The organism is Pseudomonas sp. NY15372, assembly GCF_048068215.1.
Lineage (GTDB): Bacteria > Pseudomonadota > Gammaproteobacteria > Pseudomonadales > Pseudomonadaceae > Aquipseudomonas > Aquipseudomonas guariconensis_A.
The window spans coordinates 37,489-47,685 of record NZ_JBLUPY010000019.1; the positions used below are offsets into that span (position 1 = coordinate 37,489).

Consider the following 10,197-nt stretch of genomic DNA (forward strand, 5'->3'; position numbering starts at 1 on the left):
GCGGCCGCGGCTCAGCCTACCCGCAACCACATGGCCGAAGCATCATCGCTCATCTTGAAGCGCGGGTAGCGCATGCAGGCGGCATCGTCGTGCTCGATACGCCTGAGCAGCTGGGCGAGGGCGCCCAGGCCGTCAGCGAGCATCTGTGTCATGAACGAGGCGGGGGTGCAGGCTTCATAGGTGTCGAACAAGGCGGCAAAACCGTCGCTCATCAGCACCAGGTCATCGCCTCGGGCGACCGGGACACGGTTGTAGCAGGTGCCAGCCTTTGCCAGCCGCGCATCCACGCCAAGCACGGCTTTCGGGCGTTCGCGGGCTACGCGTCGGTCTGCGATCACCGCAGGTGTGCGCACGCCATGGGCACCGGTGCCGGGCCCCAGGGCTACCGCCTCGGCGCGTTCGGCCTCGCGATCCGGTTCGGGCGTCAGGAAGGCAATGCCCTGGGCACTGCGGTGGAGCACGACGCAGTCGGCCAGGTGGGTACAGACCAGCTCGTTCCCTTCAAGGCCCACCGCCGCAAAGGCGGCACGGGGCAGTTCCCATCCGGCGATGGGGTCACGCTGGCGGTCGCGGGCATAGGCCAAGGCCAGGTCGTCGAACACGTGCTCGCACACAGCTTGCAAAGGGCCCGTGGCCAGGGTGAAGGCGCGCTGGGCCTGTTGGGCGAGCCAGGCCGCGCCGCCACGTTCGCCCAACAGCCCCGCAGGCCCGAGGTCGGTGGCCCCGTCGATGACCCAGGCATGGCGTTCGGCGCTGCCGATACGATCATCGTTGGGCACATCGGCCTTGCCAGCCAGGCTCAGGCTCTGAATCAGGTCCAAATGCATGGTTCGTTAACGTCTCGTTGCAAGGGGAAGTGGTTCGACACGGACCAACGGCCCGAGGTTCGCTCGCCAGCCAAGGTCGAAGGGCTAGACTGCATCTGTCCAACATGATGGTGGAGAACTGCCATGATCGCCAAGAATACGATCTGCCTCTGGTTCGACGACGATGCGCTGGAGGCGGCGACCTTTTATGCAAACACCTTCCCCGACAGCGCCGTCGGTGCCGTGCACCATGCGCCAGGTGACTACCCGTCAGGCAAGGCGGGCGATGTGATCACCGTGGAGTTCACTGTGGCTGGTATCCCCTGTGTCGGCCTGAACGGTGGGAAGGCCTTCTCCCACAGCGAAGCCTTTTCCTTCCAGATCTGCACCGAGGACCAGGCCGAGACCGACCGTTTATGGAATGCCATCGTCAGCAACGGTGGCCAGGAAAGTGTCTGCGGCTGGTGCAAGGACAAGTGGGGGATTTCCTGGCAGATCTCGCCACGGGTGTTGCTCGAGGCCATGGACCATCCCGATCGGGCGGCGGCTAGGCGGGCATTCGAGGCCATGATGCAGATGGGCAAGATCGATGTTGCCAGGATCGAAGCCGCGCTCAGGGGCGCGCAATGATCGATGTCGAGCGGTGTATTGGCACGCAAGAAATCACCTGCTCCAGTGTTTAAGGCATTTCGTCAGCCGGTCGGTAAATTGACTGAGCGCAGCCAGGGCTACCTCGCGTCGTACATGAACACAGACTCAGCTGTGTGAAACTGACATGAGGTGAAAATCATGGCTAGCAATCAAGACGACCGTAAGAACCAAGGCGGCAGCGCGCAGAACAACCCAGGCAATTTCGCCAATGACCGGGAGAAGGCGTCCGAAGCTGGCCGCAAGGGCGGCCAGGCATCGGGCGGCAACTTCGCCAACGATCCTGAACGTGCCGCCGAAGCCGGCCAGAAGGGCGGGCAAGTGTCCGGTGGCAACTTCAAGAACGACCCCGAGCGTGCCGCCGAGGCTGGCCACAAGGGCGGTCAGATGTCCGGCGGTAACTTCAAGAACGATCCCGAACGGGCCTCCGAGGCCGGCCGCGTCGGTGGCCAGCACAGCCATGGCGGTGGTCGCAAGAGTGACGACGACAATCGCTGATCCGTGTTGAACCACGCCAGGGCGCGCCCGCGCCCTGGCTGCCAGTGGCGATACCCATGAGGGTCGATGCAATCGACAGGCAAAGCCGGATCGGCCGCTCGCACGGTCAGTGGTCAAGCGGATTGAACCCCGCTTCATGGGCATGACTCCACCTAAGGCAAACCGTGTTTTCGAGCAACTGACGAGGTGCTGAATGAACGCAATCGAGCTGTTGACCCATGACCACGAAACCGTGAAGAAGCTGCTGGCGGACCTGTCGGCGACCACCGAGCGTGCGGTGAAGAAGCGCAGTGAACTGCTGGCGCGCCTGGAGCAGGAACTGCAGATCCATACCACCATCGAAGAGGAGATCTTCTACCCCGCCCTCAGGAAAGTCGGCGGCAAGGAAGACGAGAAGATGTACTACGAAGCCAAGGAAGAGCATCGCACGGTCGATTCGCTGGTGCTGCCCGACCTGCTGCAGACCCAGCCGGATACCGTGGAGTTCGCCGGCCGGGTCAAGGTTCTCAAGGAGCTGCTTGAACACCATATCGAAGAAGAGGAGGGCGAGATGTTCCCGCGGGCGCAGGAGCTGTTCGACAAAGCAGCCCTCGACGAGCTCGGCCAGGCCATGCAGGCACAGAAAAAACTGCTCAAGGGCGATCGCCGCGCTGCCTGACCCTTCACCCACGGCTGGTATTGCCCAGCCGTGGGTTTCCTGCCGTGAACCTGCCGAGGTGACCGACCATGGCCCAGCACCTGTTTCTCATCAGCTACATCCTCGACAACCAGCCTGGCACCTGTGAAATGCGCAGCGATGACGAAACCGTCAGCCAGGAGCATGCCCGCAGCTACCTGCAAGGGCTTCATCGGACAGAGGCGTCATCATTCACCGACATCCAGGTCCAGCGTCTGGAGCATGACCACGAGCCGGGCACCTCGCCTGCGCATTACCAGCAACCCTGAACCCTTGCCGGGGCCGCTGTGCGGCCCATCGCGGGGCAAGCCCGCTTGGCCTACCGCTGCCCGTAGGCCCGTGAAGTCCCTGTAGGAGTGGGCTTGCCCCGCGATCAAGGGCGAAGCCCTTGCCATGCGGTCGCGTTTCCAGGTCCTTTCCCGCAGCGCGGACGCCAAAGATCACCCATCCGGCCCCAGCAGATATTCGACCAGGGTGGCCGCGCAGGCATCGATGCCTTCGTCGAGTACGATTTCGACGCCATGGGTATTTTCCGTCGGAATCGCCAGGCAGCCGGCTCGTGCCGCGATGCCGGAACTCATCACCGCGCTGGCATCGGAGGCGAAATCCACCAGCAGCGCGGCCTGAGCCTGATAGCCGGCGCGCTGGGCGGCGCGCATCAGCGCGCGGACCACCGACGGCGTGTAATAGCCTTTCTGATCGCCCGTATTGACGATCGGATCGGCGCAAAGGCGCGTGCCGTACTCCTCGAGCACTGGGCCGACTTCCAGGGCAATGATGGTATCGCCTGGCAGTCTGGATGCGGCGTACATGGCGCCGGCATTGGATTCTTCTTCCAGCGTGGTGCACACGAACCAGACGTCTTGCGCCAATTCATCGCGTCGCCTGCGCAACAGATGGGCCGCGGCGATGGCCGCCACCAGCGGCGCACGGTCGTCGAGAAAATGCGCGGCCACGGCATCGGGCAAGCGATACGGCTGGCGCCAGTGACGGCTGAGCACGACCCGGGTCCCCGGCCGCACCCCAAGGCGCGCAAGGTCGTCAGGCGAGCTGCGTGTCACCACATGCACGTCCTGCCAGTGCACCGCGCCTGAAGTCACATGCTGACCGACGGCCGAGCCGCTGCTGGCATGCATCGAGCCATACGACAGCACGCCCGGCAGGGTCTGGTGGTCAGCCAGGATCTCCACTGGGCAGACACCGAAGCTGATCGGCTGTGCGCCACCGAGAGCGGTGACCTCCAACGTGCCGTCCTGCTTCACCCGCTTCACGATCATGGCAATCTCGTCCATATGCGCCATGACCCGGATGCTGTCCTGCGGCTGGCTGGGCGTCGCGGCGCGCAACAGCCCCAGTACGTTGCCTGCGCGGTCGACCTGCACCTCATCGCAGCATTCGGCCAATGCGGCCCGGCAGATCTGCCGGACTTCGTCTTCCTGGCCGCCGGGGCCGTAGGCCAGGAGCAGAGCTTCGAGAAGTGTTCGGGTGGTTTGCATCGCTCGTCATCCTGAGGCGGGACATTAAAAAAAGCCCGTCCGAAGACGGGCCAAGACCTGATGTGGAGAGTCGAACCGACCCTACAGGGTTTCTGAGTGGCAAGCCGTGCGGATACTCCAGTCTGTTTTGCAACCTGGCGACGAATGGTGCCGTCGCCAGGCCAATGAACGTTCGCAATGCGCTGTTTCGAATGATAGGGCGCAATTCAACTGGAGGCCCTTGGAAAGTTGCGCTAACTATCTAAAAGGCTGACTTCGCTTGCGAGGCCGATTCCAGGGCATATGCCCCGGGCAATACATGGAGTACAGATCGAGGCGAGACGCCTCGCAGGAGAACACATGAAGATCACGGGAACCTTGAAATGGGCCTTGCTGGGCCTGACGTGCAGCGTGCTCAACGCCCAGGCCGCGGAGGCCAGGAAGGTCGATGTGCTGCTGGTCGGCGGCGGCATCATGAGCTCGACCCTGGCGGTGTGGCTCAATGAACTGGAGCCTGGCTGGTCCATGGAAATGGTCGAGCGCCTGGACAAGGTCGCCGAGGAGAGCTCCAACGGCTGGAACAATGCCGGCACCGGGCATTCGGCTCTGGCCGAGTTGAACTACACGCCGGAAAAGAACGGCAAGATCGATATCACCAAGGCCATCGACATCAACGAGTCGTTCCAGATTACCCGGCAGTTCCTCGCCTGGCAGGTCAAGCAAGGCGTGCTGAAGAACCCGCGCTCGTTCATCAACACCACGCCGCACATGAGTTTCGTCTGGGGCGACGACAATATCCGGTTTCTGAAGAAGCGCTACGAGGCGCTCCAGGCAAGCCCGCTGTTCAAACCCATGCAGTATTCCGAAGACCCCGAGCAGATCCGCAAATGGGTGCCGCTGATGATGGAGGGGCGCGACCCCAACCAGAAGCTTGCGGTGACCTGGACGCCCATCGGCACCGACGTCAATTTCGGCGAGATCACCCGTCAATACGTCGGCTACCTGCAGGGCAGGCCAAACTTTGACCTGAAGCTGTCCACGGAGGTCGAAGACATTACCCGCAACGACGACGGCTCCTGGCACGTCGAGTACAAGAACCTCAAGGACGGCACCAAGGCCGCGACCGACGCCAAGTTCCTGTTCATCGGCGCGGGTGGTGCCGCGTTGCCACTGCTGCAGAAGTCCGGTATCCCTGAGGCCAAGGACTACGCAGGCTTTCCAGTCGGTGGCTCGTTCCTGGTCACCGAGAACCCGGAGCTTGCCCAGCGCCACATGGCCAAGGCCTACGGCATTGCCGCCACCGGGGCACCGCCGATGTCGGTGCCGCACCTGGACACCCGCGTGCTCGACGGCAAGCGCATGATCCTGTTCGGCCCGTTTGCCACCTTCTCCACACGCTTTCTCAAGGAGGGCTCGCTGCTCGACCTGTTCGCCAGCATGTCGCTGCACAACACCTGGCCGATGGTGCGGGTGGGCGTGCGTGAGTTCGACCTGGTGCAATACCTGGTCGGCCAGCTCATGCAGTCCGACGACGACCGCTTCGAAGCGTTGCAGACGTACTTCCCGCACGCCAAGAAGGAAGACTGGCGCCTCTGGCAAGCAGGCCAGCGCGTGCAGATCATCAAGCAGGACGACGAGCTGGGTGGTGTATTGAAGCTCGGTACCGAGGTGGTCATGGCCCAGGACGGTAGCATCGCCGGTCTGCTGGGCGCCTCGCCGGGCGCTTCGACCGCACCGCCGATCATGCTCGACCTGCTGCACAAGGTATTCAAGGACAAAGCCGCCTCCGCGCCATGGCAAGAGAAGTTCCGGCAGATCATCCCGTCCTATGGCCTTCGCTTGAACGATCACCCGGACAAGCTTCACGAGGAGTGGGCCTACACCAACGAGACCTTGCAGCTGGCGCCACCGACGGAGGGTGAAACCCAGGTCGCGGCGCCATAAGGCGCTCAGCTGAGGCGTTGCGGTGCGATTTCCTGACGCATGGAACAGGGATGACATCAGAGGCGCCGCAGCCAACCTCGATGGCTCGTCTAGACTTAAATTCCGGGCCCGCTTCGCAAGGGGCCCGCACCATCCATCCGACCACCGCCCCCCGGACCGGACGTCGCCGACGGTGGCCTTCTTGCAGAGGAGGGCAGGTCATGGACGAGTCGAGGCTTCATGAATTCATGGGCAAACTGGTGGGCGACATGGGCGCTGCGGCGACCCTGGCCAATGTCATCCTGGGGGACGAGCTGGGGCTGTACCGGGCCATGGCCGACAGCCAACCGGTGACGCCCGAGGTGTTGGCGCAGCGCACCGGTTGCCATCCGCGGCTGTTGCGCGAATGGCTCAGCGCCCAGGTGGCGGCGGGCTACATGGTCCACCAGGACGGCGCGTTCAGCTTGCCCGAGGAGCAGGCCATGGCCTTGGCCATCGAGGAGTCCCCGGCCTATATGGCCGGCGGTGCGGCGGTGGTGGCGTCCCTGTTCCACGACAAAGACAAGCTGGTCGCGGCCATGCGCGGCGATGGCGGCCTGGCCTGGGGCGATCACCACCCGTGCATGTTCAGCGGTACCGAGCGGTTCTTCCGCCCCGGCTACCGGACGTTCCTGGTGGCAGACTGGTTGCCGGCGCTCGAGGGCGTTACCGCTAAGCTGCAGGCAGGGGCCAAGGTGGCCGATGTCGGTTGCGGCCATGGCGCCTCGACCATCGTCATGGCCCAGGCGTTTCCCGCCTCGCAGTTCATCGGCTACGACTACCACGGGCCCTCGATCGTCATTGCCAACCAACGTGCCGAACAAGCCGGCGTAGCCAGCCAGGTGCGCTTCGAGCAGGCGTCTGCCAAGGATTACCCGGGCAAAGACCACGACCTGGTGTGCTTCTTCGATTGCCTGCACGACATGGGCGACCCGGTGGGTGCGGCACGCCACGCCTACCAGGCGCTCAAGGATGACGGCACGGTGATGCTGGTCGAGCCCTATGCCGAGGACTCGCTGGAGGGCAACCTCAACCCGGTGGGGCGGCTGTTCTATGCGGCGTCGACGTTCATCTGCACGCCGAACTCACTGTCCCAGGAGGTGGGATTGGGCCTTGGGGCCCAGGCTGGGGAAGCGCGCTTGCGGGCGGTGTTCGAGGAGGCGGGGTTCAGCCGGTTCCGGCGGGCGACGCAGACGCCGTTCAACCTGATCCTGGAGGCGCGCAAGTAGATATTTTTCAGCGACAGCTTTGTGTATGCAGAAGGGGCGCCATCTGGCGCCCCTTCCGTTTGCTGCTTAGGCTTGTGCGTCCCAAGGACGGTCGCCTTTTTCGTCTTTCACGCGGGTCGGCAGGCCCATGACGTCCAGCGCCTTGAGGAACGGCTCGGCCGGCAGCTCCTCGACGTTGACCATGCGCTTGGCATCCCACTCGCCGCGTGCGACCAGCAGGGCCGCGGCCACCGGCGGTACACCGGCGGTATAGGAAATGCCCTGGCTATCGGTCTCGGCGAAGGCTTCTTCGTGGTCGGCCACGTTGTAGATGAACACTTCGCGCGGCTGGCCATCCTTGGTGCCTTTGACCAGGTCACCGATGCAGGTCTTGCCGGTGTAGCCCGGGGCCAGCGAGGATGGGTCGGGCAGGACGGCCTTGACGACCTTCAGCGGTACCACTTCCAGGCCTTCGGCGGTCTTGACCGGCTGTTCGGACAGCAGGCCCAGGTTCTTCAGCACGGTGAACACATTGATGTAGTGCTCGCCGAAACTCATCCAGAAGCGGATGTTCGGCACGTCGAGGTTCTTCGACAGCGAGTGCACTTCGTCGTGGCCGGTCAGGTAGAGGTTCTGTGAGCCCACTACCGGCAGGTCGTCGGTGCGCTTGACCTCGAACATCGTGTTGCTGGTCCACTGGCTGTTCTGCCAGCTCCAGACTTGCCCGGTGAATTCGCGGAAGTTGATTTCCGGGTCGAAGTTGGTGGCGAAATACTTGCCATGGGAGCCGGCATTGACGTCGAGAATGTCGATCGAGTCAATGCGGTCGAAATACTGTTGCTGCGCAAGCTTGGCGTAGCTGTTCACCACACCCGGGTCGAAACCGACGCCGAGAATGGCGGTGATATTCTTCTGCTGGCACTCTTCGAGGTGTTTCCACTCGTAGTTGCCATACCAGGGCGGCGTTTCGCAGATCTTGCCTGGTTCTTCGTGGATCGCGGTGTCCAGGTAGGCGGCACCGGTGTCGATGCAGGCGCGCAGCACCGACATATTGAGGAAGGCGGAGCCAACGTTGATCACGATCTGCGATTCGGTCTCGCGGATCAGTGCCTTGGTCGCCTCGACATCGAGGGCATTGAGCGCAAAGGCCTGGATGTCGGCGGGTACCTTCAGGCTACCCTTGGCCTTGACGCTGTCGATGATGGCCTGGCATTTGGAGATGTTCCGTGACGCAATGGCAATACGACCGAGCTCGTCGTTATGCTGCGCACACTTGTGGGCCACCACCTTGGCGACACCTCCTGCACCAATGATAAGAACGTTCTTCTTCAATTTACCTGTTGCTCCTTACTCAAAGGGCCTGCCTCAGGACAGGCTGGAAACGTAGTCTTCGAAACCGAACTCGCGCACCACCTCGACGCTGCCGTCGAGCTGCTTGACCACGATGGCCGGCATCTTCAGGCCGTTGAACCAGTTTTTCTTGACCATGGTATAGCCCGCCGCGTCGATGAACGACAGGCGATCACCGATGGCCAGGGGCTTGTCGAACTGGTACTCGCCGAAGATATCGCCGGCCAGGCACGACTTGCCGCAGACCATGTAGGTGTGCGCGCCATCGTTGGGCGCCATCTTGGCATTCAGGCGGTAGATCAGCAGGTCGAGCATGTGCGCTTCGATGGAGCTGTCCACCACGGCCAGGTGCTTGCCGTTGTACAAGGTGTCGAGCACGGTGACTTCCAGCGAGGCACTCTGGGTGATCGCCGCTTCGCCCGGTTCCAGGTACACCTGCACGCCGTAGGTTTCGGAGAAGGCCTTCAGGCGTGCGCAGAATGCATCCAGGGCATAGTCTTCGCCGGTGAAGTGGATGCCGCCACCCAGGCTCACCCACTCGACCTTGTGCAGCAGGTGGCCGAAGCGCTCCTCGATGTGCGTGAGCATCTTGTCGAACAGGCCGAAATCACCGTTCTCGCAGTTGTTGTGGAACATGAAGCCGGAGATCTGCTCGATCACTTGCTCGATCTTTTCCGGGTCCCACTCGCCCAGGCGGCTGAAGGGGCGTGCAGGGTCGGCCAGCAAGTAGTCTGAGCTGCTCACCTGCGGGTTGACGCGCAGGCCGCGGACCTTGCCTTCGGAGCGCTCGGCGAAGCGCTGCAACTGGCCGATGGAGTTGAAGATGATCTTGTCGCAGTTCTCGAGCATCTCCTCGATCTCGTCGTCGGCCCAGGCCACGCTGTAGGCGTGGGTTTCGCCGGCGAACTTCTGGCGGCCGAGCTTGAGCTCGTAGAGCGACGAGGAGGTGGTGCCATCCATGTATTGCTGCATCAGGTCGAACACCGACCAGGTGGCGAAGCACTTGAGTGCCAGCAGGGCCTTGGCCCCGGACTGCTCGCGCACGTAGGCGATCTTCTGCATGTTGCCCAGCAGCTTCTGTTTGTCGATGAGGTAGTACGGCGTCTTGATCATTTAAAGGCCCCCGGCCAGGCCGGCCAAAAAAAGGACACGCATTGTGCCTTCACTTGGCACAGATCGAAAGGGTGGAAGGCGCATTTCGTCCGACCTGCAAGCGCATTTACTACCCTGGGTGCCCCTCGAGGGCGCCAAGGTGCTGTTCTTCAGTAAAACAGCAGAATGTGACTGTCGTAATCACCCGGTAGGCATTGGTAGAAGGGCGTCTGGCAGCTTGCCTGGCCCGTGGCAAGCGCCTGGGATGGCCGATCACGCTGAAGTGCGAAGCATGGTTTGCAGTCATGTGTGTACTGGTACTTCTACCGGTTCATACCCCGAAAATAGGCCACTAAGATTTAAATAAGAAAATGGCTACATGTTGCAGTTGTCGCTGTTTCCTGGTGTTTGACGCCTTAAAACAGGCGGATACGCTGCCATTCCCTATATGCCGCTCTATTGTCGTCTGAATGATTAGCACC

General features: G+C 62.5%; 10 protein-coding genes. 6 read left to right on the plus strand and 4 right to left on the minus strand.

Going from position 1 to position 10,197, the window contains the following annotated elements:
* Nucleotides 1-11 precede the first annotated feature (11 nt).
* Nucleotides 12-827 carry a protein phosphatase 2C domain-containing protein gene (locus tag ACNFG0_RS14745; protein WP_416765405.1) on the minus strand — a complete coding sequence of 272 codons (816 nt, stop codon included), beginning with the start codon at nucleotides 825-827 and terminating at the stop codon, nucleotides 12-14.
* Nucleotides 828-950: 123 nt separating this feature from the next.
* On the opposite strand from ACNFG0_RS14745, the gene ACNFG0_RS14750 reads away from it, so the two are divergent.
* From ACNFG0_RS14750 to ACNFG0_RS14765, 4 genes are all read left to right on the plus strand, one after another.
* Nucleotides 951-1,436: a VOC family protein gene (locus tag ACNFG0_RS14750; RefSeq protein ID WP_416765406.1), complete on the plus strand. Its 486-nt coding sequence runs from the start codon at nucleotides 951-953 to the stop codon at nucleotides 1,434-1,436.
* A gap of 159 nt (nucleotides 1,437-1,595) precedes the next feature.
* On the plus strand, nucleotides 1,596-1,952 hold the full coding sequence (locus ACNFG0_RS14755; protein ID WP_196143570.1) for a general stress protein: 357 nt from the start codon (nucleotides 1,596-1,598) through the stop codon (nucleotides 1,950-1,952).
* A 193-nt stretch (nucleotides 1,953-2,145) separates the two neighbouring features.
* A complete protein-coding gene (locus ACNFG0_RS14760; protein WP_196143572.1) occupies nucleotides 2,146-2,610 on the plus strand; it encodes a hemerythrin domain-containing protein in 465 nt (154 codons plus the stop codon).
* Between the two features lie 68 nt (nucleotides 2,611-2,678).
* Nucleotides 2,679-2,897, plus strand: coding sequence for a hypothetical protein (locus ACNFG0_RS14765; protein WP_196143573.1), 219 nt, complete (start codon nucleotides 2,679-2,681; stop codon nucleotides 2,895-2,897).
* Nucleotides 2,898-3,068: 171 nt separating this feature from the next.
* Here the strand turns inward: ACNFG0_RS14765 and ACNFG0_RS14770 are convergent, their stop codons facing one another.
* Complete coding sequence (locus ACNFG0_RS14770) at nucleotides 3,069-4,124, minus strand: M42 family peptidase (protein WP_416765409.1); 1,056 nt, start codon at nucleotides 4,122-4,124, stop codon at nucleotides 3,069-3,071.
* A 339-nt stretch (nucleotides 4,125-4,463) separates the two neighbouring features.
* Here ACNFG0_RS14770 and mqo point away from each other — a divergent pair, with 339 nt between their 5' ends.
* Both mqo and ACNFG0_RS14780 read left to right on the plus strand, forming a co-directional pair.
* Nucleotides 4,464-6,047, plus strand: coding sequence for a malate dehydrogenase (quinone) (mqo, locus tag ACNFG0_RS14775; RefSeq protein WP_196154190.1), 1,584 nt, complete (start codon nucleotides 4,464-4,466; stop codon nucleotides 6,045-6,047).
* Between the two features lie 200 nt (nucleotides 6,048-6,247).
* Complete coding sequence (locus ACNFG0_RS14780) at nucleotides 6,248-7,294, plus strand: class I SAM-dependent methyltransferase (protein WP_196154189.1); 1,047 nt, start codon at nucleotides 6,248-6,250, stop codon at nucleotides 7,292-7,294.
* Between the two features lie 66 nt (nucleotides 7,295-7,360).
* Here ACNFG0_RS14780 and ACNFG0_RS14785 read toward each other — a convergent pair whose 3' ends face one another.
* Both ACNFG0_RS14785 and nspC read right to left on the minus strand, forming a co-directional pair.
* Entirely contained in the window at nucleotides 7,361-8,605 is a 1,245-nt protein-coding gene (locus ACNFG0_RS14785; protein ID WP_196143577.1) for a saccharopine dehydrogenase family protein, read from the minus strand.
* A gap of 33 nt (nucleotides 8,606-8,638) precedes the next feature.
* Nucleotides 8,639-9,736: a carboxynorspermidine decarboxylase gene (gene nspC, locus ACNFG0_RS14790; protein WP_196143578.1), complete on the minus strand. Its 1,098-nt coding sequence runs from the start codon at nucleotides 9,734-9,736 to the stop codon at nucleotides 8,639-8,641.
* Nucleotides 9,737-10,197 lie beyond the last annotated feature (461 nt).